Annotated in this window: 18 protein-coding genes; 6 read left to right on the top strand and 12 right to left on the bottom strand. The window is 38.6% G+C overall.

Annotated elements, in window-relative coordinates; all coding sequences use genetic code 11:
• Positions 1-45 precede the first annotated feature (45 nt).
• Both BUA60_RS03995 and BUA60_RS03990 read right to left on the bottom strand, forming a co-directional pair.
• Positions 46-1,602 (bottom strand): FG-GAP repeat domain-containing protein, encoded by a 1,557-nt coding sequence (locus BUA60_RS03995; RefSeq protein ID WP_245802490.1) that lies wholly within the window; start codon positions 1,600-1,602, stop codon positions 46-48.
• A 166-nt stretch (positions 1,603-1,768) separates the two neighbouring features.
• Positions 1,769-2,530 (bottom strand): exodeoxyribonuclease III, encoded by a 762-nt coding sequence (locus BUA60_RS03990; protein ID WP_072860408.1) that lies wholly within the window; start codon positions 2,528-2,530, stop codon positions 1,769-1,771.
• Positions 2,531-2,775: 245 nt separating this feature from the next.
• Here BUA60_RS03990 and BUA60_RS03985 point away from each other — a divergent pair, with 245 nt between their 5' ends.
• A complete protein-coding gene (locus BUA60_RS03985) occupies positions 2,776-4,857 on the top strand; it encodes a TonB-dependent receptor family protein (protein ID WP_072860407.1) in 2,082 nt (693 codons plus the stop codon).
• 5 nt (positions 4,858-4,862) lie between these two features.
• Here BUA60_RS03985 and BUA60_RS03980 read toward each other — a convergent pair whose 3' ends face one another.
• The 3 genes from BUA60_RS03980 to BUA60_RS03970 form a co-directional block, all read right to left on the bottom strand.
• Positions 4,863-6,515: a S41 family peptidase gene (locus tag BUA60_RS03980; RefSeq protein ID WP_072860406.1), complete on the bottom strand. Its 1,653-nt coding sequence runs from the start codon at positions 6,513-6,515 to the stop codon at positions 4,863-4,865.
• A 235-nt stretch (positions 6,516-6,750) separates the two neighbouring features.
• On the bottom strand, positions 6,751-8,295 hold the full coding sequence (locus BUA60_RS03975) for a glycine--tRNA ligase (protein WP_072860405.1): 1,545 nt from the start codon (positions 8,293-8,295) through the stop codon (positions 6,751-6,753).
• A 37-nt stretch (positions 8,296-8,332) separates the two neighbouring features.
• A complete protein-coding gene (locus BUA60_RS03970; RefSeq protein WP_072860404.1) occupies positions 8,333-9,229 on the bottom strand; it encodes a coiled-coil domain-containing protein in 897 nt (298 codons plus the stop codon).
• A 43-nt stretch (positions 9,230-9,272) separates the two neighbouring features.
• Between BUA60_RS03970 and BUA60_RS03965 the strand changes: the two genes are divergently transcribed.
• A complete protein-coding gene (locus BUA60_RS03965) occupies positions 9,273-9,974 on the top strand; it encodes a ComF family protein (protein ID WP_072860403.1) in 702 nt (233 codons plus the stop codon).
• 29 nt (positions 9,975-10,003) lie between these two features.
• On the top strand, positions 10,004-11,641 hold the full coding sequence (locus tag BUA60_RS03960) for an Ig-like domain-containing domain (RefSeq protein ID WP_317043178.1): 1,638 nt from the start codon (positions 10,004-10,006) through the stop codon (positions 11,639-11,641).
• Here BUA60_RS03960 and BUA60_RS03955 read toward each other — a convergent pair.
• Complete coding sequence (locus tag BUA60_RS03955; RefSeq protein ID WP_072860401.1) at positions 11,625-12,395, bottom strand: amidohydrolase; 771 nt, start codon at positions 12,393-12,395, stop codon at positions 11,625-11,627. The genes BUA60_RS03960 and BUA60_RS03955 overlap by 17 nt on opposite strands.
• 118 nt (positions 12,396-12,513) lie before the next feature.
• Positions 12,514-12,984, bottom strand: a complete 471-nt coding sequence (locus tag BUA60_RS03950) for an ankyrin repeat domain-containing protein (RefSeq protein WP_072860400.1) — start codon at positions 12,982-12,984, stop codon at positions 12,514-12,516.
• 352 nt (positions 12,985-13,336) lie between these two features.
• Here BUA60_RS03950 and BUA60_RS22740 point away from each other — a divergent pair, with 352 nt between their 5' ends.
• Positions 13,337-15,532, top strand: coding sequence for a PAS domain-containing sensor histidine kinase (locus BUA60_RS22740; RefSeq protein WP_084532475.1), 2,196 nt, complete (start codon positions 13,337-13,339; stop codon positions 15,530-15,532).
• Between the two features lie 13 nt (positions 15,533-15,545).
• A complete protein-coding gene (locus BUA60_RS03930; RefSeq protein ID WP_072860399.1) occupies positions 15,546-15,953 on the top strand; it encodes a response regulator in 408 nt (135 codons plus the stop codon).
• 2 nt (positions 15,954-15,955) lie between these two features.
• On the opposite strand, the gene BUA60_RS03925 is transcribed toward BUA60_RS03930, so the two are convergent.
• Complete coding sequence (locus tag BUA60_RS03925; protein ID WP_072860398.1) at positions 15,956-17,326, bottom strand: DUF5689 domain-containing protein; 1,371 nt, start codon at positions 17,324-17,326, stop codon at positions 15,956-15,958.
• A 41-nt stretch (positions 17,327-17,367) separates the two neighbouring features.
• Complete coding sequence (locus BUA60_RS03920) at positions 17,368-20,109, bottom strand: TonB-dependent receptor (RefSeq protein ID WP_072860397.1); 2,742 nt, start codon at positions 20,107-20,109, stop codon at positions 17,368-17,370.
• A gap of 121 nt (positions 20,110-20,230) precedes the next feature.
• On the opposite strand from BUA60_RS03920, the gene BUA60_RS03915 reads away from it, so the two are divergent.
• A complete protein-coding gene (locus BUA60_RS03915) occupies positions 20,231-21,274 on the top strand; it encodes an endonuclease/exonuclease/phosphatase family protein (RefSeq protein WP_072860396.1) in 1,044 nt (347 codons plus the stop codon).
• A 4-nt stretch (positions 21,275-21,278) separates the two neighbouring features.
• Here the strand turns inward: BUA60_RS03915 and BUA60_RS03910 are convergent, their stop codons facing one another.
• The 3 genes from BUA60_RS03910 to BUA60_RS03900 all read right to left on the bottom strand — a co-directional run bounded on the left by BUA60_RS03910 (position 21,279) and on the right by BUA60_RS03900 (position 25,105).
• Complete coding sequence (locus BUA60_RS03910; protein ID WP_072860395.1) at positions 21,279-21,872, bottom strand: 3-keto-disaccharide hydrolase; 594 nt, start codon at positions 21,870-21,872, stop codon at positions 21,279-21,281.
• Positions 21,873-21,983: 111 nt separating this feature from the next.
• Positions 21,984-22,442 (bottom strand): hypothetical protein, encoded by a 459-nt coding sequence (locus tag BUA60_RS03905; protein ID WP_072860394.1) that lies wholly within the window; start codon positions 22,440-22,442, stop codon positions 21,984-21,986.
• 92 nt (positions 22,443-22,534) lie between these two features.
• On the bottom strand, positions 22,535-25,105 hold the full coding sequence (locus BUA60_RS03900; protein WP_072860393.1) for a TonB-dependent receptor: 2,571 nt from the start codon (positions 25,103-25,105) through the stop codon (positions 22,535-22,537).
• Between the last annotated feature and the right edge of the window lie 4 nt (positions 25,106-25,109).

The following is a 25,109-nucleotide window of genomic DNA, read 5'->3' as shown; positions in this document are numbered from 1 at the left end:
AATTAATATTTACTAAAGCAAATAAAAGTCCCAACTCTCGCTATATCACTCAACTTGCGTCAACAATAAAACCTGTGGAAATGAAGATATACCGGTAGAAGCCACCACCTTGGCCATTTCATTAAAATTAAACATAAACGACCCCAACATTACATCTGGCCTCCTATCCCCATTAAAATCGGCCACTTCCATAGTCAACCATTTACCATATACTGCGTCCGGATGAAAAGATGCGGTAAATTTCAAATCTCCGTTGTTTGATAAATAGACGAAACTTTCCTTAGGGTCTTTTAAGTCTGCATAAAATGACACGCCTACAATGTCCAAATCCCCATCATTATCAAAATCCTTGGCCACTGCCTTACTACAACCAAACATGGGATAAAAGAATACTTCTTTAAAATTATTATGCCCATCGTTCAGGTAAAGTCTAAGTCCTTGGTATGGTTTATCCACGTTGGAATAATCCCAATTGTCTCCGTTGGTAAGCAAAATATCTTCAAATCCGTCATTATTAAAATCGACCAGTTCAAAATAACTAACGCCATGGACCGGGGAAAATTCCAGAACCTTCACCTGTTCAAATTCCCCCTCTCCCTTATTGTAATAAATTGAAATTTGCTCGTAAGCCTGGGCCATCAAGGCAACAATATCTGGTTTTTGATCCCCATTTAAATCTTTAATAGCCACCATTCGGGTTCCTGGCAAATTACTTAATACATGTTCCTTGGAGGGTTCAAAATTATCAAACCATGATAATTTGCCACCATAATTTCCGAAGCTACAGACCACTGCATCCTTTTTATTATCTCCGTTTAGATCTCCCAAAGCAAAGTAAACCGGTCTTCGCAATTTTGAAATATCTATGGCGGCGCTCTGCCTATTTTCCCTTATTTTTAAATTGGCCAGCCTACCCAATTCCTGATCGGATGGCCTAAATTGCCCGATGGTCAAGAGCAAGGGGTCCGAATTATCCTGGAACTCAACATGCGACGCAGGACTATTCAATAACCAACTATTGCTGATTTCACCCGTGTTTTTTAGGGCGTAAAGATTATTATTGTCGCCTATATAAAGTTCTGATGTGGCCTCGTTGAAGTTCAGCAATGACACTTTTGGAAGCTTGTTGTCCCCTATGGTTATAAATTGTGATTTAAAAGGGGCCTTTTCTTTGGCGCGACTAACCGATACTTGTTGCGACTCCAGTTTAATCGGGGCATTCTGAACATAATATTCCACAATCCTGTCCCAATCCTCCTTTAAGATCAATGGAGCATCGGGATAGATATTTAGATTCCTTACAATACTTTCATCTATAGGATCAAGGTCTTCAAAAGGATCGGTTCCATTTGTCCTAATGCCCAAGCGCATACCCATATTGGGCAGAACACTCGTCTCCCAGGTTTTTTTATCCAATAATCCTGGCTCTGGAAAAGTATGGCACATTTGACAATACCGTTCTGCCAATTCCTTACCCGATGACTTTAATTTGGATTTTTGTTTCTGTGGCGGGAATATAGTTACACCTTGAAAAAAGATTGCTAAACAAAGTAATGACAGGCAAAGAGCATAAATCAATCGAGAAACACCTACCATTTTCATGCCCGCTCTTATTAGTTAAATTAGCCTTGTTCAATTGCCGATCAAAGTTCCTTCAATGGATAATGACATCTAAAATTAAATATTAGAATTTAATTATGCTATAGACCAAGCACCAATATTCGTAATTTCAACAAACATTAATTATAAATGTTCTAAGCCTATGTCCCTACTCCAACTCTACGAGAATGGGACAATGGTCACTATGAACGGCCTGAGACAAAATGACGGAACGTTTTAGACGGCTCTCCAATGGCCTGCTGACCAATCCATAATCCAATCTCCATCCCTTATTATTGGCACGGGAGTTTGCCCTATAGCTCCACCATGTATAATTATCGGGCTCCTTGTTAAAATGCCTGAAGCTATCTATAAACCCACTATCCATAAAATTGCCGATCCACTCCCTTTCCACAGGTAAAAATCCGGAAACATTTTTATTTCTAACCGGGTCATGAATATCTATTGCCTCATGACATATGTTATAATCCCCGCAAATAATAAGATTTGGCTTCTCCTTTTTTAAATCATCTACGTAGTCTTGAAAATCGGCCATATATTGTAGTTTATGATCCAAGCGGGCAATATTGGTGCCCGAGGGCAAATAGAGGCTCATAACAGAAACCCCATTAAAATCGGCCCTTAGGTTCCGACCCTCAAAATCCATATAATCTATACCAGTTCCATACTCCACATGGTCCGGTTGTATTTTGGCAAGAATGGCCACTCCACTATAACCCTTCTTTTGGGCACTGTACCAGTAATGATAGTGATATCCCAAGGCCTCAAAAATTGCCAGATCCAATTGATCCCGATTGGCCTTGATTTCTTGCAAACACACCACGTCCGGATTTACTGTTTTTAACCAATCCAGAAATCCCTTGTTCACAGCAGCCCTGATTCCATTTACGTTATAAGAAACAATTTTCATTTAAAAATATTTATGCGGCACCTACCTTGTTTCAATTCCAAGCAAAGCCCATGTGCCTTTAATTAATTTAATGCGTACTTATCCATAATTGGGTTAAAAATAGCCAATGTTTTTTGTAACCGAAAAGGCAGCGTAAAATAGTTGATATTCATACATATTTTAAAGTACCCAACCCATGGTCCCTTTTAATTTTGGTGGAAAAAAATTAGATAATAATCCTTAAGTTTGAGACTTAAATTAAATGCATGAAATCCTCCCTCCATTTTCTATTGGCCTTAACCTCATTATTTGTATCCTTTGCCCAGGAACCCATCCAAAGGGACAGCATCACCGAATTGGACGAGGTAATCCTTTTGGATTCCCTACAATCGGCTACGGATAATGGCATTATAGCTACTAAAATTATAGGCACCAAGGTGTTTCAGAACTACAGTCCTGTAGATATGGTTTCGGCAATCAATCAGATATCCGGAGTTTATATATTGTCCGGGGCCTTGAACACCAACAGGATCACCATCAGAGGAGTGGGTGCAAGAACATTGTTTGGAACGGATAAACTGCGCCTATACTATAACGATATCCCAATAACCAACGGTTCGGGTTTCTCTACCATTGAATCTTTCGATTTGGAAAATCTAAGTTCGGTAGAGGTAATCAAGGGCCCAAAAGCTACTAATTATGGTGCCAATTTGGGAGGTGCAATTTTACTGAATTCGAAACAGCCTACCAACGAGTCCACCTATTTCAGGAATAACTTTACTGTAGGCTCGTACAGTTTGGTTAAGAACAATCTACAATTTAGTCTAAAGGAAAATAAAGTTGCCCTAAACTTTCATTACGGCTTTCTGGAGACCGATGGCTATAGAGAAAACAACAAGTTTAAACGCGAAGGTGTACTCCTGGATTTGAATTACCAAATAACTCCCAAAACCAATATTGGCCTTCTTTTTAACCATGTTGATTATAACGCCCAAATACCTAGCTCTTTGGGAGAAACCGATTTTAGGGAAAACCCCACCAAGGCCGCCTTTACCTGGAAATCCGCCAAAGGATACGAGGATAACAAATATAGCCTTGCCGGCCTTACCTTAAATCATGCTTTTTCAGCCAAATTAAGCAATACCACTAGTATTTTCTATTCCTATTTGGATCACTACGAGCCCAGACCATTTGGAATTTTGGAGGAATACACCAACGGTTATGGTTTCAGGACAAAATTCGCTGGCCATTGGGCTACCAACAACTCCAAAATTGACTATAATTTTGGTGCAGAATTATACAAGGATGAATACCAATGGAGCGAATTTGAAAATCTATATCAAGATAACAACGGACAAGGAAGTTTACAGGGCGATCAATTTGCCAATAACAAGGAGTTTAGGCGACAGTTCAATGCTTTTGGGAATCTACTTATCCCTTTTGGGAAGTCTTTTTCTACCCAAATTGGGTTAAATGTAAACAAAACCTATTACGACTTCAGGGACGAATTTAATCAAGGGGCGGACAATAAGAGTGCAGAAAGGGATTTTGATGCCATAGTCCTACCCAGCCTAAACCTCAACTATAATTTTTCAACCACAAAATCAATCTATGCCAATATAAGCAGAGGTTTTTCCAATCCTACAGTGGAGGAAACCCTTACTCCGGATGGCGTAATTAACCCTGATATAGCCCAAGAAACGGGCGTGAACTATGAAATTGGCTCCAAGTTACTTCTGTTGGATAGAAAATTAAGCATAAATCTTGCCTTATACAGAATGGATATAAAAAATTTATTGGTGGCACAACGGGTAGGTGAGGATCAATATATTGGCAAGAATGCGGGAAAGACGCAACATCAGGGTCTGGAATTGGATATGGAATATAATTGGGATATTGCCTCTAAGCTAAGGGTAACCCCTTTTATTAGCTATACCTATAACGATCACAGTTTTGTAACCTTTGTGGATGGAGATAACAATTATTCCGGAAATCCATTGACAGGGGTTCCCAAACACCGGTTGAATTCTGGCCTACAAGCCCAACTTAACAATAAATTTTATTGGTATTCCACCCATCAGTATGTAGGGGAAATTCCGTTAACGGACGCTAATGAACTTTACAGTGATGCCTTTAATGTAGTAAATAGTAAAGTGGGTTATAAAAACCAATTGGGTAAAAAGCTATCCATGGATATAGCCTTTGGCATCAACAATATCTTTGACCGCAACTATGCCCAATCTGTACTTATAAATACTACGGGATTTGGCGGGGCAGAGCCCAGGTACTACTATCCCGGCAATGATAGAAATTATTATGGAAGCTTGAGGTTGGGGTATAGCTTATAACTCATTTAATTATTAGACTCGATATGTTGTATTGCCATTTCAAGCACTTCATCCCTTCCTTCCAAAATTCCCGAAATTGTAGGTTTCACCTCATAATTTAATTTTATCCCATTTCGCTGAGTTTCTGTTCCATCTGGATAAAACACCCCTATTCCTGATATCCAAGTGGATAAACCACCTGGTAGTTCCATTTTACTAACATTGCCGTCAGCTCCAGCAGTTTGACTACCAATAGTGATAACCTGATCGCCCGTTTGTAGACACATAGCTGTAAACTCTCCATGACTTTGGGTAAATTCATTTACCAACAAGACAACTTTATTGGTATATTTCAATCCTTTTGGACCACCAACCTTCATATATTTCTCATAGATATACCTGCTAGGATAATTTAATACCGGCTTTGTAAAATTTACAAATTCCTGGGGTTCTGAATTCAAATATGATATAATAGAATACAAAGTGTTTTTTGGATAATTTCTAATATCAAAAATGATAGCTTTTGTATTTTTTAAACTGTCCATCATTCTAGATACGTCCATACGTTCAAGAGAGCCCATATTAACATAACCAATATTGTTCTCCAGAATACGCCATTTATCCTTTACAGGCCTCTTATAATTGAAATCTTCAAAAAAATACCGACCAACTTTTTTTGACTGCAATTTGTTATTTCTAAAATACTCAACTTCAACAGAGTCTGTTGAACCATTAAAAATTGAATAATTATTGTTTCTTAATTTTGTGGCTTGATTGGACCCATGGATATATTTATCATTATCATTGATTATTCTATAGATACTTTTGCCATTTACTTTTGTAAACACGTCTCCAACTTGAATATCATTCAATAGGGCCAATGAATCGTTATAAAAACCTAATACTACCGCCTTATCATCTATTATCTTGTAATAAGCCGGTATATATTTTTTGCCAAAATATTCTTTGGTAATTTCTGTAAAAAAGCCAGCATGGCTATCATCAATCTTAACCACAAGCTCCAAAAGGGATAAATGATAGTCCAACTCGGAATTAACATTCAAAAATTTAGGTATCATCTCCTTCAGAACTTCGTCCCAATCTTCTTCCATTTGGTATTTATATGGAAAGAAATATTCAATGTTGTTCCAATACCTAAACAATGTCAGCATTCTTAAATCCCTATTATCCCAGGTAAAATCCTCGTAAACTTTCTCATTTTCAATTTTGATATTTTGGGCACCCTTACCAACACTAACATAATATTGCTTGCCCAACGCCCTATTATCTTCAATAAACTTGAGTTTTGCATGCAATTCGTTTGAAATCAGAAGACCATCTCGCATCCAGGATAAATCAAAATTTTTGTCGAAATAATCCTGCTTGGATAACTTTAGGCATTTGCTACAATTATTGATTTTACCCAAGGATTCAATCCAATCAATGCAAATTTTTGAAAACTCTTCTTTAGTTTTGGCCTTTTCTATTAGTGGTAAAACCTCAAATAATTGCTCATCCCAGTCAAATTTACCCTTGGCTACGTTTGGATGATAATACTTCAAGAAACCCCAAACTTTGGCCGTAGCAAATAACTTGTCGTTATAGGATAACGATTTCTGTGCCAATAGAAAATTCGTTCCACAAAAAAACAGCAATATAAATCGTTTAGCTAAATTCATACAAATGGTTTAACATTAGTAAAAAAGGGGAAGCCATTTCAAAAATAGAAAAGAGTAGCCATTACCTAATTAAGGTAATAGTTAAACTAAACCAAAAATTTAGACATATATTCCAAGATTGATTCCTATAGATAATTAACTATAATACTTGACCGATTTCCCAATAACCTAGTAAAACAAAAAAAGGTCCAATACCTTAATTTATTGGACCTTTAATTTCTTGTAGATTACTGAGCTATTCCATTCTTTTCAACCAGCTTTTCATATCTACTTCCTTATGGATAATTGCCTTTACCTCTGAAATGGCAACGCGTTGCTGTTCCATGGTGTCCCTATGACGTATGGTAACCGTTTTATCTTCTAGAGACTGGTGATCCACAGTAATACAAAAAGGTGTCCCATTGGCATCCTGTCTTCTATAACGACGACCTACGGCATCTTTTTCATCATAAACCACATTAAAATCCCACTTAAGGTCATCTATGATTTCCTGGGCCAATTCTGGTAAACCATCCTTTTTTACCAAAGGCAGTACCGCGGCCTTCATAGGTGCCAAAACAGCCGGTAATTTAAGAACGGTTCTAGTGGTGTTGTTATCCAACTCCTCTTCTACCAAGGAGTTTGAAAAAACGGCCAAGAACATACGATCCAGACCTATGGAAGTTTCAACCACATAGGGAACATAACTTTCATTGAGTTCAGGATCAAAATATTGTAATTTTTTGCCCGAGTATTTCTCGTGGCTACCTAAGTCAAAATCGGTTCTGGAATGAATCCCTTCCAATTCCTTAAATCCAAATGGAAATTTAAATTCTATATCTGCAGCGGCATCTGCGTAATGCGCCAATTTTTCGTGATCGTGAAATCTATAGTTCTCGGGGCCCATACCCAAGGACAAATGCCAGGCCATCCTTTTTTCCTTCCAGGTTTCATACCATTCCTTTTGGGAACCGGGGCGAATAAAAAATTGCATTTCCATTTGTTCAAACTCCCTTTGACGAAAGATGAATTGTCTTGCAACGATCTCGTTCCTAAAGGCCTTGCCCACTTGGGCAATCCCGAACGGAATCTTCATTCTTCCGGATTTTTGAACATTAAGGAAGTTTACAAAAATACCTTGTGCTGTTTCGGGTCTAAGGTACAGATCCATGGCGCTATCGGCAGAGGCTCCCAATTTGGTACCGAACATTAGATTAAATTGCTTAACATCCGTCCAATTCCTTGAACCGGACAAGGGACAGGCAATTTCCAGTTCCTCGATTAAGTTTTTTACGTCTACCAGATCCTCGTTCTCCAAGGATTTTCCCAAACGCTTTAAGATGGTATTGATCTGTTCCTGATAACCTACCACCCTTGGATTGGTTTCCAAAAATTGTTTTTTATCAAAAGCATCTCCAAAACGTTTTTCTGCCTTGGCTACTTCCTTATCTATTTTAGCTTCAATTTTAGCGGTATAATCCTCCACCAAAACATCTGCGCGATATCTTTTTTTGGAATCTTTGTTATCTATCAATGGGTCGTTAAAAGCATCAACGTGTCCAGATGCCTTCCAAACGGTTGGGTGCATAAATATTGCGGAATCCAGCCCTACAATATTGTCGTTCAACTGAACCATGGCCTTCCACCAATATTCGCGGATATTCTTTTTTAACTCGGCCCCATTTTGGGCATAGTCGTATACGGCACTTAGTCCGTCGTAAATTTCGCTGGATTGGAAAACGTATCCATACTCCTTTGCATGCGAGATTACTTTTTTAAAATCGTCTTCTTGTTTCACCATTTGGCAAAAATATAATATTAGCGGAAAATGAAGAGGTTTATTTCAATTGAAATTCTGAAGTGGCCAATAATTTTTCATTCTCGAAAACATTTAGGGTATAGGTTCCTTCCGCCAAAGATCCTTCCGGTACCGATATGGCATCGCATACACTAAATTCCTGCCCCATAAAAACAAGTTCTACACGTTTGCTATAGATATTTCCGTTTACGGAAATTGTATTGGCATTATCCTCTATAACTCCCATATTAGGGCCTAAGAATTGAAAGTATATTACCCGTTCCTCATTTTTGGAATTGGGATTGCCCATAACGGTAACACATCCCCTTAGTTTGGATATGATATTCGCCTTATTGGTTTTAATGTGTTTGCCACTTCTAAACCTAAAACCACTACCCTCCGAGTTTTCCAATTTTAGATAGCTTTTGGTCTTAAGTTCCTGACTAAGTTCTTTGTTCTTCCTTCTTAGCAAAGCTTCCGCCTCTGCCAACGAACTGCTTTTTCCCCTGAGTTCCTCTATCATCTTCTTGGTTTCCTCATATTTGTCCCCAAGGAGCATATTGTTGTATTTAAGGAAATTGTTCTTTAGTTTAAGGCTATCATTCTTGGCCTCGAGCTTTCTAAGTTCGGTTTTGTATTCCTTTAATTTCTCTACAGTAAAATTTAAGCGTCCTACGGAATCCAACAGCTGTTGCACCCTATATTTTGAGTCCTGTAATTCTATTTCGTTTACCTCATTAAGTGCAGAGAGCCTATCTACATCTGATTTCATCAAGGTAAGGTCCTTAACAAGCAATTCTTTTTCTTGCTCCAAAAAACTTATGCGACTCTTGGATTGTGCATAACTATAATAGAAGGCAATAAGAATACCCAGTATAATAGCTGCCAAGGCGGCAAGTATTATCTTATAATTAAATTTATTATCTTCAGTATCCATCTAAAAGCATGCGTATTAAGTAGGTTAATAGTAATAAAGATTTGTGTATTCCAAGATTTCAAATATACTAAACGATATCAACACGGTCCTTCTACCTAGGCTATGTTTTGGATGTAATGCTCTATTATATAGAGGAGAAGAACATGTTTGTACCGTTTGTCGAAATCAATTACCACTCACCGAGTATACTTTTAACGCCGTAAACCCTGTTGACCGTATATTTTATGGAAGAATTAACATAATTAAAGCCAGTTCTTTTCTGTTTTTTACTGAAAAGGGAATTGTAAAAAGTATAATCCACTACCTAAAATACAAAAACCAAGAGCAAATAGGCGCGTTTCTAGGGAATTGGTATGGCCATATACTGAAAGAAAACAACTTTCTCAACAACATTGATTATGTGGTACCCGTTCCCCTGCACCGAAAAAAATTAAAAAAAAGAGGCTACAACCAAGTTTCCCTATTTGCCAAATTAATAGCAGAACACATTGGGGCCCAATACCTGGAAGGTATTCTTATTAAGACCGCGAATACCAAGACCCAAACCAAAAAATCCAGAATACTGAGGTGGCAGAACAAACAGGCACTTTATATCTTAACGGACCATGAAATATTTCAGGATAAAAATGTGTTGTTATTGGACGATGTCATTACCACTGGAGCTACCATGGAGGTCTGTGCCACAGCCTTATCTGCAACAAAGGGAATTAATATATATGTTGCCTCTATGGCTATAGTACCATAATTTTACAATTCTACAAATTAGTTGTTTCTTTGTTGAACATTTTCATTATTGTTATGATCCAACGCATTTTAGGGTTTTTGTTTCTATTATTAACCGTTTCGGCCCTTGTACAGTGTGCGCGTAGAGGTACGCCCACAGGAGGTGATAAGGATGTTACCCCGCCGAAGTTGGTAAAGGCAGAGCCTCAAAACATGTCCATAAACTTCAATACCAATAAAATCCGATTGTATTTTGATGAATACGTTAAGCTCAAGGATATTGAAAAGCAACTTATTGTTTCCCCGCCCTTAAAGTACACTCCCTTAATATCCCCACAGGGCTCCGCCAACAGATATGTGGAGGTAATCCTTAAGGACACACTCAAAAAGAATACCACCTACACCTTCAATTTCGGCCAAAGTATAATTGACAACAACGAGGGCAACCCTTTAAGTTATTTTACATATGTGTTTTCGACAGGGGATTATATAGATTCCTTAACGGTCTCCGGCGTGGTCAAGGATGCATTTAACAAGAATGCAGACACTTTTATTAGCATTATGCTTTATGAGATAGATAGCACCTATACCGATTCTACCATATATCGGCAACCACCAAATTATATTACAAACACACTGGACAGTACACCCATATTTCATTTAAAGAATCTAAAAGAGGGAAAATATGCCATGTTCGGGGTAAAAGATGAGGCCAAGAACAATATTTTTGATCAAAAAGTAGATAAAATTGCCTTTATAAAGGACACCGTAAACCTCCCAACGGATTCCATTTATTTATTGACCATGTTTAAGGAACTACCCGACTATAGCGTTTCTGTTCCCAATTTTGCGGCGAAAAATAAGATTATTTTTGGGTATCAGGGCAATGCAAAGGATATATCGATCAATGCCCTGAGCAACATTCCGGATACCGTAAAAACCAAAATCACCAAAGAGCGGGATAAGGATACCCTAAATTATTGGTTTACCCCCTTTGAAGCGGATTCACTGGTTTTTACTGTTGCCAATGAAAAAGAAAACCTAATAGATACCTTTACCGTTAAGACTAAAAAAGTAGGTATGGACACCCTTGTTGTACAGCCTAACCAACGAGGAACCCTTGAGTTTGGAAAACCTTTTTACATTGGTGCCAATACCCCCATTACTTATATGGACAGTTCAAAGATAAGTTTGGCTCGTAAGGATTCAACCCTGGTTAAATTCAATTCAGTACTAGATACTATAGACAACAAAATTGATTTTGATTTTGAAGTGGAGCCCAACGAGAATTACGCGCTGGAACTTCTCCCGGGAGCGATAGTAGATTTTTTTGAAACCGAAAACGACACCATATCCCTTAACCTAACTACCAAAAGTTACGCAGATTTCGGGAACTTAAGACTTACCTTGGATGGGGCTGTCACCTACCCTTTGATAGTTCAATTAACAGACGAAAAAGGGGTTATGGCAAAGGAACTTTTCGCCTCTGAATATCAAGTCTTCGAATTCACCAATATTAAACCAGCAAAATACCTGATAAGGGTCATATTTGATAGTAACGGTAATCAAAAATGGGATACGGGAAATTATCTTCAACGAATTCAGCCGGAAAAAGTTACCTATTACCCAAGTGTATTGGAAGTAAGGGCCAATTGGGAATTGGAGCAAACCTTTACACTTTCAAACTAAAATGGTCCCTATCTTCCAAAAACTTTAATTTTTCCCTTGCTTCGGAAATATGTCTTTTATCCAACGTGGCATAAAGTATCTTTTCCTCTGTAGAAAATACTATTGGTTCGCCAAAGACATCGTTTACAGTGGAATGGCCTGAATAATTATGTCCGGTATTATCCGTTCCAATCCTATTTACTCCTATTACATAAGCCATATTTTCAATGGCCCGTGCTCTTAATAGTGCGTCCCAAGCATTAACTCTTGGCTGCGGCCAATTGGCAACATATATAAGTACATCATAATTCTCTGTATTCCTTGCCCAAACAGGAAAGCGCAGATCATAACAAATCAGTGGACAAATCCTAAAACCCTTATAATCGATTACCATCCTTTTTTCCCCCTTGTTATATATCTTGTCCTCACCGGCCAGTGTGAAGGTATGACGCTTGTCATAATAACTCGATTTTCCATCGGGCTCCACAAACCAAAGTCGGTTATAATAATGCCTATCCTCAAAATAGACCATACTTCCGGTTAAGGCCACATTTTTTCTCTCCGCTTCCTTTTGCATCCATTTTACCGTTACCTCCCCTTCCTCTTTGGCTATATTCCAAGGGGTCATGGTAAAGGCCGTGGTAAACATTTCAGGAAGTATTACCAAGTCTACCTCCCCGTTTAAGGTGTCGAGCTTTTTGGAAAAATGTTCCCTATTCTTTGTAGGATTTTCCCATGCCAGCGGGGATTGTATGAGTGCTACTTTAAGTTCCATTATTATGTGCTATTGCTCTAATCAAAATATGCTTAGGATGATTCTAAATGGCCAGTTTGTACAAATACAGAAATTCTGATAACGGGCATGAGCTGCTCCCGTAAATCTTTAATCTATTCTAGGCCTTTTCCAACAAAGTAATTAGCGATGGCATTCCTTGCATTTTGGCGTGATCAAAAGCGGTAAGCCCCCTTACGTCTTTGATCGACGTATCTGCTCCTTTGGCCAAAAGCATTTTAGCAATCTCCTCCCTGTTGAATGTTGCAGCATAAATGAGACATGTAGCCCCCATGGTGTTGCGTTCATTAATACTGGCCCCTTTATCTATGAGCTTCTTGGCAGTATCCGTATAGCCTTTAAAGCAGACACCCATCAAGGCCGTATTGCCAGAGGCATCCTTGGCATCTATTTTAGCACCCATTTCCAATAAAAGATCGGTGATTTCCTCTTGGTCATAATAAGTAGATAAAATAAGTGGTGTAGACCCCCTTTGGTCCTTGCTGTCCAGCAATAGGGGATTCTTCTTCAACATGGCCCTTACCTCATCGAAGTTCCCGTTTCTAATCTCGTTAAAGAAAAATTCGTTCATAGATAATTACCGTTAGTTAAATGTATAAAAAAACAATCACTTTAATAAACTGAAAATATAGTTTAAAATAATAATTCCCATTAAACCCAATAAAACACATTTCATACCTAAAAAGAAAAGCTCCTTATCCAGAAGAATTAACAATACCTTTTCCAACATAGTTTATAACCATTTGTCATTTAGCTAAACCTTCGTTATAAGCTCTAATTCATTTATAAGGTGAATCCCCAGGAAACATATGACATAATCAATACAAGAAATTCGTTGTCTTATAGGAATTTTTTCGCCTTTCACAATTTATAGCCATATTCCTACGTTTTCTTAATAAATTCCCCTAAAAGCATACAAAATTTTGAATACATTAACGCGTACGATTACAATAGAAGAAGCTCCTATTGCCATTGCCACATTAGATAACAATCTCTGTTTTATAAATTGTTCCAATCCATGGCAACAAGAATTTATAAGCCCGGACAATGAAATCATTGGAAAATCCTTTTTTGACGTTGTACCTAGTACCCCTAGGTTATTTCGAAGCGTCCTTGAAAATAGTTTTTCCATAGACGATAATATTGTGGAAGAACAAAAACATATTATGCCGGATGGTAGCAATAAATGGTATCAATGGAGCATTAAACCTTGGAAAGAGATAGATGGTACAATTGGTGGCCTAATCATAACCTGTACCAACATTACCAAGATTAAACGCGCTAAAGACCTATTGATTGCGGCCGAAAATGTAGCCAAAATGGGAGGTTGGGATTTGGATATGATTACCAATACCATTCATTGGTCCAGAATTACAAAGGAGATACATGAAGTGCCCCTAGATTATGTACCATGTTTGGAAACAGGGATAAATTTCTATAAGGAAGGAGAACATAGGGAAAAAATTATCGAGTTGATTCAGAAAGCCATTACCAAGGGTGAGGAATGGGATACAGAATTACAGATCGTTACCGCAAAAGGCAAAGAATTGTGGGTAAGGGCCAAGGGAATGCCGGAGTTTGTCAACGGAAAATGTGTTAGACTTTATGGAATATTTCAAGATATAGACAAAAAGAAAAAAGCCGAAATCAAGAATGCCCAAATTAAGGAAAGGCTAGATCTGGCTACCGAAGTGGCCAATATAGGAATTTGGGAATACAATTTACATAAAGATGAGCTTGAGTGGAACGACGAAATGTTTCCTCTATTTGGTGTAAAACGCAAAGACTTCAAGGGCAATTTCGAATCATGGAAGGCCACTGTACATCCAGATGACCTAGAGCGATGCTTACAGGAATTTGACATGGCAGTGTCCGGAATCAAGGATTTTAAAACCCAGTTTCGAATCGTCCATCCAGATGGCACTATAAAACATATTAAGGCCAATGCCGGTATTTTCAAGGACGATGAGGGAAAAATTATTAAAATGGTCGGGACCAATTGGGACATAACCGAAGTGGTTAACACCCAATTAAAACTGAACAAAAGTGAAGAGTCTTTCAAAGGTTCATTTAAGTCATCCGCTGTTGGAATGGCACTTGTTGCAAAGGATGGCTCATGGATGGACGTAAATGACAACCTATGTCTTAGCTTGGGATATTCAAGAAAGGAACTACTACAGCTTTCCTTTCAGGATATCACACATCCTGAAGATCTTGAGAAAGATTTATCCCAACTACAAATGCTATTGGATGGGAAGGTTAATAGTTACCAATTGGAAAAAAGATACTTCCATAAAAAGGGAACAATCGTATACGTAGTGCTCACCGTTACTGCCGTTAAGGATATAGAAGGTAATATTTCCCACTTTATTTCCCAGGTGGTAGATATTACAGCAAAAATTGAAGCCCAAAAGAAATCCGAAGAGTTCTTGGAATTGACCAAAAGTCAGAATAATAGCTTATTAAATTTTGCCCATATTGTTTCCCACAATCTACGATCGCACTCTTCCAACCTTTCTATGTTATCCAATTACTTAACAGAAGAGCAAGGGGTAAGTGAAAAAAGGGAAATTGAAGCCATGATAGTGAACGCATCGGAAAGTTTAAACGAAACCGTTGCGCATTTAAATGAAGTAGTACAGATCAGCACCGAAGCGGAAGGACAATTACAGGCTGTTTGTCTAAATGAAATAGTTAAAAACGTAGAGAAGAACATTAGCGCCCTTCTACAGCAGAAAAAAGTAGAATGTCAAATCTCCATAGACCAATCCATTAAAGTAAAAGGCATACATGCCTATCTAGACAGTGTTCTACTTAATCTTTTTACCAACAGTGTAAAATACAGTAGCCCTAATAGAATTCCAAAGATTTCGATACAAGCCATTAAGTCCGGAAAGTTTATTATCTTAAACTTTAGGGATAATGGACTGGGAATCAATCTTGAGCGACATGGAAAAAAGCTGTTCGGTATGTACAAAACGTTTCATCAGCATGAGGATTCGAAAGGAATTGGGCTTTTTATTACCAAAAATCAAATAGAGGCAATGAACGGAAAAATTGAAGTGGAGAGTATCGTTGACAAGGGAACACTTTTTAAAATCACCTTGGTTGCTGCATAAAAACTAAATAGAAATGGGGAAAATTGAAAGTAGTTGTATTATAGATGACGATCCAATTGCCATATATGGGATAAAAAAATCGATGAAGGAAATCGATTTCTGCGACACGATAGTAGTCTATAAAAATGGACAGGACGCCATAGACGGATTGAACAATATGGTTGCGGAAGGGATAGCATTGCCTTCCATTATTTTATTGGACTTAAACATGCCCATTATGGATGGATGGGAGTTTCTGGACGATTTTATTAAAATTCCGAATAACAATACCAAAGCAGTAACTATTTATATTATAAGTTCTTCTATAGATCCACGGGATGTAATTAAGGCCCAAGATTATAGTTTGGTAAGTAATTACATTCTGAAACCTATCAAATCTGATGATCTGCTTAAATTACTGTCTGATGGTAGTAACAATTAACTTTACCTGATACCAGGATTAAAATTGGCCGGCGCATTTTGAGGTTCATTGATAGTGCCCGCTTCCCCAGAATCATTATATATTGCCCATTCACTAGGCGTATAAATTGGATTAGCTTGCGAGACATTTCCATTTCGAACTGCCCTGCCGTCTTCAAATTCATGGTTGGTGCCAGACCCATCCTCTCCAATAACTCCAAAAATATCTATTACAGCCCCAAAAGGATCCACCAATTCCAAATTATCATCACCATTGGAATCTGCAGGACCATTTATTGAAACACTAAGACTGGGAGGGAAGCCGTACACATTTTCGAACTCTGAGGCATTGGGAGAAATAACAAAGGTACTATTGCCTTCAATTTCAAATCCCGACAAATCTATGGTAGAACTAATTTCCGTATTATCATTGGTGTACCTTCTTAAAGTCCATCCCTTCAGGGACAGTGGTTCCGAATCCGAATTATAGAGCTCTACGAACCTTGCTCCCGTATTGTTATCCGGATCTGCCAATTCCGAAATAAAAATATTTGATGAGGTAAATTCGTCCACCAAATCCTCACAACGAATATTCGTAAAAGCAATATCGGAGGTGTCCCTTATTACCAACTGATAATCCTTATTGCCCTTAATTAAAACCCCGGTTATGGCACCATTGCCTTCTGGTAAAAGATTGGCCTGAAAATCAGAATACCCACTGTTCAGTAGCTCAAGTTCCAAATCTTCACAATTGGTCAAGGTTCTTATAGTTTCCTCCTCCTTTACAGCATAGGTCAGTCCCAATTCGGCCGATAAAATTTCCATATTGGCAAACTGCACCAAGGTGCTTATCATGGAATCTTCCAACTCATTAACACCTACTTTTTTTGGTTGGGGCGAACCCAATGGATTACAGGAATTAAATAAATGCTGCCCAACTACGGCCGCAGGCAAACGGCCTACAGCAGGGTTGCCAAAAGCACTGAAAACGCCTCCCAATTTAATTGCCCCCCTGCTCATCCCCAAATAAAGTCCTTTTGTCTTAATGAGGACCTTAGTGCCCACTTCATAAAACAAATGTGAATCCCTAAGATCAATTTCCAATTGCAGGCCCTGTGTGGGATCGATAAGATTGTCCTGGATGTGCAAAGTTCCAAAAAAGTTACCTGCCATATCTGACGATACCACATAACCCTCTATAACCCAATCTTCCTGAACCTGAATCAATTCATCAACGTAAAGCGCCTTTAAATCTCCTATCGCATAGTTGGCCTTAAGGTCCGATACACAATCGGATTCGGGTGTGTCAAAATTTTTGTCCTTAACACAGGCCATTATAAGGCATAATCCCAAAAGGGAAAAAAGACATACAATATTGTTGACCCTGAAATTCATTGATCCATTATTTCTATCCAGAATAATTCCAAAAGTGAATTTTAAAAACTAATCGCAAAATTTATAAAATAAGTGCGTCCATAGCCATACCAATATTTTGGAGCAAATGAGGGGTTACCACTTAAATTGTCCTGCTGTAATTGTCCAAAATTACCATTCCTGCTTTGTTCGTATCCACCAGTTCTAAAAACCGCATCAAAAACATTGTTGATACTTGCAAAAACACTTATATACCTACCTTTTTTCAACCAAGATTTTCCCCCGACCATATTCAACAGATAAAAATTATCCAATTTATTTTGGGACAATAGACGTTCTACATTTTCATCTGTGGCATCAGGAAAGTTATAACCTGTTTCTGGATCCAAATAAAAACTCTGTGTTCGAGTTATCGTAGAAATACTGGCATAATTATTCCCTAAATAATTGGCGGTAGCCCCTATCCACCAATATTTGGGGTCTCGGTATTCCATCCCTAAGGCAAGAGCCTTTTGAGGCCCTTGGGACAATTTGTAATCCTTCACCTTTGCTACCCCTAAATCTATATTGCCTTCGGGATTAAGGATATCTTCTTCCGCTCCTGCCGTATCAAAATTTATGGTTACATAAGGATCACTTGCATAAAGATATTTGCCTACGGAAGCCACCAATGTTAATTTCACTGCCGATGAAAGTTGGTACTCCAATCCTAGTTCCGTCCCTAAATGAAGCTTGTCCAAATCTGTAAGGACTTCCTGTACAAAATCGCTACCCACCCCTGCATCCACAAAGAAAAAATTAATATCGGTAATATTCTGAAATCGCGTATAATAGCCTGTTACACGTCCCGTTAAATTAGGCAGTCTTATATAGTAGTTAAGGTCTGTTGTAGTAATGGTTTCGCTCTGAATATCATTTACCACCTGATTGTTCTCCCTAGGATTTATAAACACATTTTGATAAACAGGGGGTTTGGTCAAATACGCCCCGTTCAAAGCAACCCAATGCCTCCCGCTAAACTTATAAGTATATCCCGTCTTGAATCGAAAGTTCGAAAATTCAAGTTCTTCACCCTTTCCAAAGGAGGTATTTAAAAAACGTTCGTTCCTAAATTTACCTTCCCTTTGGTAATTAGTTGAAGCATAATTAACACCCAAGAACCCCTCCCATTTCGGATACCTTAAATTAATTTGGGCAAAGGCATCATAGACTTCGGCTTTAATATTATAATGGTAATTGAATAGATTGGATGTTACTTTATGAGGGCTACCATCCAAATCATTATTTGTGTTGGAAAATGGGTATATATCCTCATGATATTCAGCACCCAACAAATCGCTGATTTCCGCAAAGTTTTCAGAGTCCAAATGGGTATAATGCCCTCCAAAATCAATTTTGAGATGGTCATTTAGGGCGTAATTACCAATGGTGGCTACATTAAACTGTTTGTCCTCATTGGTGTCATCGTAGTAAATATAGGCCGCTTTGCCCTGCAGGGACAAACTGGAATTTGCCTGGTACAAATTGTTCCAATTTAATTGCGGATTTGCCAAGAAGCCGTCTTTGGCCATATTGGCGGCTATAAAATTGGCCCCAATAGGACTATTAACATAATAACTTGGCAAATACCTGTAATAAGTTTTATCCGGGTTAGGGGCGTTATAATATCCCAATCGGCCATTGGAAGTAGTTCCAAATTGATAGGACACTGCCGTATTAAGGACCAATTTTTTGGAATTATAATAATGGTTTAACATAAATATGGGCTCCATAATTTTTCGCTCCCTAGCGTTTCTAATTTCCCCATTCTGAGTGCCCCAATAGGGATTATATCCCTTCCCCACCAATTGAAAAACTTCCTCGGTAATTGCGGACGACCTCCCTCTACGGTTGTAAGCCCATATACTTGTTAGGTTGATGCTATGTTTATCATTTAATTTATATTCCAAAGCACCAAAAAGAGAATAGGCATCATACAAGGTACCATCAATATAACCCTCCTTTGCCCACCTTCTAGAGGCCGATACACTGTAATTAATGCCCTTTTGGGGCAGGCCTGAGGAATAGGTCGCCATTAATCGGCCTGTATAGGTTCTATTGGATGCCGAAGAAGACAAACGCATCCCTTTTCTAAAAGTTGATGGCCGGGTATTAATATTGGTAGTTCCCAAAATACCTCCGAAGGAATAGTCAGAGGCTTGCAGACCATGGGTAAATTCTTGATTTCTTGTTACATCGTTAAGGCCGCCCCAATTGTTCCATTGAGGACGTCCGTCCATCAATTTGTTCATAGGAATGCCGTTTAGAAGGATAACGCCATTTTCCGATCCATAACCCCTTACCCGAAAAAATGCCTGACCAAAATCGAATGCCGCCCTGTTCAGAAAAATATCCTTAGTGGCCTGTAACATGCCAGAGGTCATCGATATACTTTCATCTTCCAACAGATCGGCATCTGTTAATGTAATCAAATTGTCCGTTTTCTCTTGGACAATATCACGATCCAAATAAATAATTCCTAAATCCAAATCCTCATTGTCTATGGAAATGGGCATTCTTTTAATTAGATAATCTTGAGCGGTAATGGATATTATATAATCTCCCGATTGTTTTATCGAAATCACAAAATTTCCATCGATGGGATCTGGTTTTATAGGAGCGGACCCTAAAATTTCAATTTTGGCATATTCAATGGTTTCCTGGGTTACAATATCCTTTACAAAACCCTTTACATAGTAGATTTCCTGTGAATAACTCCAGATGCCCTGCAGGAGAAAAAAGGATATTGCCAAACCATTTTTCATTGATAAAGATGAAATATTTTAACAATTTGGTTATAAGATATTAATAATTGACAGTTTATTCTTAATTTATTCCAAGAAAAGTTAATCTATAGCTTACAATATTCAAGTAATAATGTAATCCATGAGCATTCCCTGCACCTTATTTGTGGCCTTTTTTACAATTAGTGGGGTCCTGTCTCAGGAGGCCAAGACCTATAAAATAAGGACCGTTGCCTTTTACAATTTGGAGAATTTATTTGATACTATTAACGACCCGTTGACCTTGGACGACGATCGCACCCCAGAAGGAAAGGACAATTGGACCACGGAACGTTATAATCAAAAAGTATACAATATGTCCAAGGTATTGTCGGAAATAGGCAGTCCCGATTCCAAAAACTCCCCAGACATTATTGGATTGTGCGAATTGGAAAATAGACAGGTAATCGAGGACCTAACAAACCATCCAATTCTTAGGGAGAAGGACTATGGAATAATTCATTTTGATTCGCCTGACGAACGGGGCATAGATGTGGCCCTTTTATATAAAAAAACTGTGTTTCTGCCCACATCATTTGCCAGTCTGAGACTATTGCTCACTAATGAAAACGAATACAGGGATTACACTAGGGACCAATTGGTAGTTGGCGGTATTTTAGACGGGGAAGAAATGCATTTCATTGTAAACCACTGGCCATCAAGAAGCGGAGGGGAAGCAAGAAGCAAGCCCTATAGAATAGCGGCAGCCCGACTGAACAAGAAAATTATAGACTCCATTACAAAATTGAGTCCGGAAGCAAAAATCATAGGTATGGGAGATCTTAACGACGACCCAATAGACGACAGTTTAATAAAAATCCTGAAAACCAAGAGTACGGTCACAGACCTGGAAACTAGGGACCTTTATAATCCTATGGAAACACTCTATAAAAAAGGAATCGGCTCCTTGGCCTACAGGGACCGATGGAACCTATTTGATCAAATATATTTCACCGCCAACATTGCCCAAGAATCCCCTGACCAATATCGTTTCTGGAAAGCAGGAGTGTATAGTCCTTCTTACCTAATTGATAAAAAGGGCCAATACAAAGGGTATCCCTTACGCACCTATGCAGGTGGAAACTATATTGGGGGCTACAGCGACCATTTCCCAGTATATATCCACCTAATTAAGGCTATAGACTAAATACCTATTGAGGAAGTACAATATTGATATTTCTCCACTTTACCTTTATTCCGCCACCGTCATGTATCTGAAGGGCTATGGAACCTTTACCGGCTCCAATTTTATCATCGGTAATGCTCACCATTTCCGTACCATTGAGCCAAGAAGTCAACTTATTTCCTGAAAGCTTAATCTTCATCGTATTCCACTCCCCCTCCTTGAGTACCTTATCCTTTTCTGGATCGGGCTTAATTAGCCAACCCCTACCATAGGATTCGTAGACACCTCCGGTGTCATGACCAGGGGGCGCAACTTCTACCTGCCAACCACTAACTTTGGTGCCATCTACAGTAGACCTAACAAACACGCCACTGTTCCCATTGGCTTCTTGCTTAAACTCTAAGGTAAGTTCAAAATCATCGTAATATTTATCGGTGGCCAAATAACCGTATTGTTTATCCGGCCCACTTTCAGAAACAAGCAATCCATCTTCCACGTACCATTTTTCGGTGCCGTAGATCGTCCAGCCCGATAAATCTTTGCCATTAAAAAGCGACATTTCCTGAGATATCCCAGGTATGGCCATAAGGGCCAATACAATAACTACTAAATTTTTCATATGGTACATAAATTTGGTTTATGATTTATTGTTATTATTAATTCATTAAGATCAATGTAGTTACTAAAAGACCTACCCGTGGCCAAATAACCCTAACCTCTCAAAATACAATTAATTGAGCCATTGCGCCCATGGAATTCTGCTAAGGATAAGAATCAGTCCCAAACCGTAAAAAATGGTAATGGTCTTAAACTTTCTTTTGCCTTCCAATACCTTCTTGTGTTTGGACCAGCCAACAGTTATAAAGACAATGGCAATTATATTGATAAATGGGTGTTCTACGGCCAATAAACGGGATGCCGAGTTTAACCCGCCCATCCCCAATGTTTTAATGGCATTCAACCCATTGGAAGACACAAAATAGAGTACTAGGCCCACCAAGAGTTGAAGATGTGATAAAATAAGCGCAAATAGGCTAATTCTAAAATCCTTTCTCAGAGTGAAATCCTTATTTCCTGTCCATCCCAAAATACCATTGGCCACGGCTAAAAATAATACAGCCAATACCACATAGGCAAAATAAGAATGTAAGGCGAGAATCCATTGATGTGCTAATCCGTAATCTTCCATAGTTTATATTTTAATTTATAAATGTAAGGATTTTTGGGAATAAAAAAACCCCGCTATTTAGCGGGGTCATAATTTTTTACTGCTATTGGTACTTAGAAGTTATAACGCAAACTAAAGTTCCAGGTCCTACCATAACCAAACCTAACTCGGTTATCTGTATTTACACCGTTCCAAACGTCATCTCCAGGCTCAACATGTGTGTTATCGCTAGAGCTTTCCAAATATACCTCATCAAAAACATTATTAATATTTAAACGGAACTGAATGGATTTATTGCTCTCCTTTCCAACCAACATACGGTAAGAAAGCCCGGCATCCATGGTGTCATAAGAAGGTAATTTAATAGCCCCCCTATTATCGGCAGTTGAAAATTCGGAATCCCCGAAAAGGGTGGAACCATATAAATTATCATATAGATTCCAGTTGGCATCCAATTTAAATCTGGGCAATATTTCATAATCCCCACTAATACCCGCAGTAAACTGCGCAGCCTGACCAATTTTCACACCATCTATATAACTCGGGTCTCCTGTAGAAATTATATTTCCATTTTCATCAGAGGTGGTAGTGGTAACATTACCATCATATTCCCAGTTACCAATAGATACAAATCCCTGAAAATTCAATCCGTCCGCAGGGCGTGCAAACACTTCCAATTCCACACCGGAATGTACCTGTTTTAATGGACTGGTTTGGGTAAACTCGTCCACTATATTATCATTATTGGTGTCATCCGAGCTATATTGTATCCTATTGTCCCAAATAGTGTAATACACGTTCAAGTTGGCAGATAAAATATCGCCCATAAACTTATATCCACCTTCCAAACCAGTAATCTTTTGATTTTCAGTTGCCAAAGGATTTAATTCATTTGAATTTCTATCATCAATATACAAATCACTGTGATAAGGCTGACGTGAGTAGTAACCTGCATTGGCAAAAATTGCATGTTGATCGGATAGGTTATAAGCTACACCGGCCTTAACGTTAAAGCCTGGGTTGTTTACTTTATCCGATTCTTCTGATTGCCCTTCATTGGCCGCATTCAAAAATTCTTCCCTGATATGCGATTGTGTAGAAGCCGATCCTTGAAAGAAGGTAGAAAAAGCACCATTGGAATACTCCAATTGTCCAAAAACACCTGCATAGTTAATTCTTTCCTCATAATCATAACCAAATCTTTGAGAGTGGTCATCATTGGGATTGAAGGTTATATTCCAAGGATTAATACCTCCATAGGCATTGGTAAGTTCATAAGCACCTCCGTTGTAATTGCTGGAAGCAGAGACAGAATTAACCCCAATAAACTCCCTTACATCCCTAAAGTGGATTCCGTTGTACAAACGAACATCCGCCCCAATATTGAAATTAAGGTTTTCATTGATTTGTTTATTGAAGTTGGTTACCAGACCACCCCAGTTATGGTTGTTGTTGGAACCTCTGGCATAGAGTGCCTCACCTGTATTTCTATCCGTAATTAATTGAGCAAAACTCCCTCTTCCTATTGAACCGTACAATACGGTAGACAAAGAGGCCGTATCGTTAAAAGTTAAGTCCCAACTTAGGTTGGCTACCGGTTTGTGATAAATATTCCTTCCTCCAGGGTAGGCGCCTCCATTTAAGGTGTTAGGACTGTTAACATTTGGAGTATTCCAAGAATTGTATTTTCTTCCATTATCCAAAAAAGTCCTAAGATTGTCGGAACCTGCGGCAGCATGCCATTGTGGAGCACCTGTTAAAATAAAGTTGAAGATGTTATTTTCATTGGGAACATATCCAAAGGACAAGAAATAGGTTTGTCCTTGACCTCCGGTATTATCCACATAACCATCTCCTTGCCAATGGCCCAACATTGCGGCAACAGACAAGCCATTTTCCATAATCCCTGTTGAGTAATATCCGGTGGTCTTAATATAATTATCATTGCCGATCATAGATTGAAAAAAACCTCCTTCGCGTTTGTCCAAGGTTTTGGTAACAATGTTTACCGTACCACCAACAGATGAAATGGCCAATTTAGAAGACCCCAATCCCCGTTGCACCTGTACCGCATTGGCAATATCCAATACTCCAGACCAGTTGGACCAGTACATTTTTCCATCTTCCATACCGTTGATAGGTTGTCCGTTTAATAGGAATGCCGTATTGGTCTGATCAAATCCCCTTAAGAACATCTGACCATCTCCAAAACCACCTCCCTTAACGTTTTGAACTGAAGGAGTGGACTTTAGTAATTCCGGTAAATCCCAGTTTCCTGTTTTCTCCCTGATTTCCCTGGCCTTTATGGTAGACACTGCTATGGGCGTTTGTCGGTCCTCGGCCAAATCTATAATTCCGGAGCCAACAATAACAACTCCTTCCAATTCCTGAGCGTCCGGATTAAGGGATATGGTACCTATGTTACCGTATGTTGTAAAATTTACTTTCTTGCTAATAAATCCGATATAGGAAATTACCAAAGTTCCTGAACTTTGGGATACTTCAATTGAGAAGTTACCATCAAAATCTGCGGCAACCCCATTTGTGGTTCCCTGAACCAAAATGTTCGCTCCCGGTAAGGGATCGCCAAAATCACCATCTACTACAGAACCGGTAATGGTTCCTTGGGAAAACCCTATTGCCGTTAACAAAAATGCGGCAATAGCAAAGTACATTTTTTTCATCTTT

This window comes from Arenibacter palladensis (assembly GCF_900129275.1).
In the GTDB taxonomy this organism is placed as follows: Bacteria; Bacteroidota; Bacteroidia; order Flavobacteriales; family Flavobacteriaceae; genus Arenibacter; species Arenibacter palladensis.
This window is presented reverse-complemented; position numbering and strand designations above follow the sequence as displayed.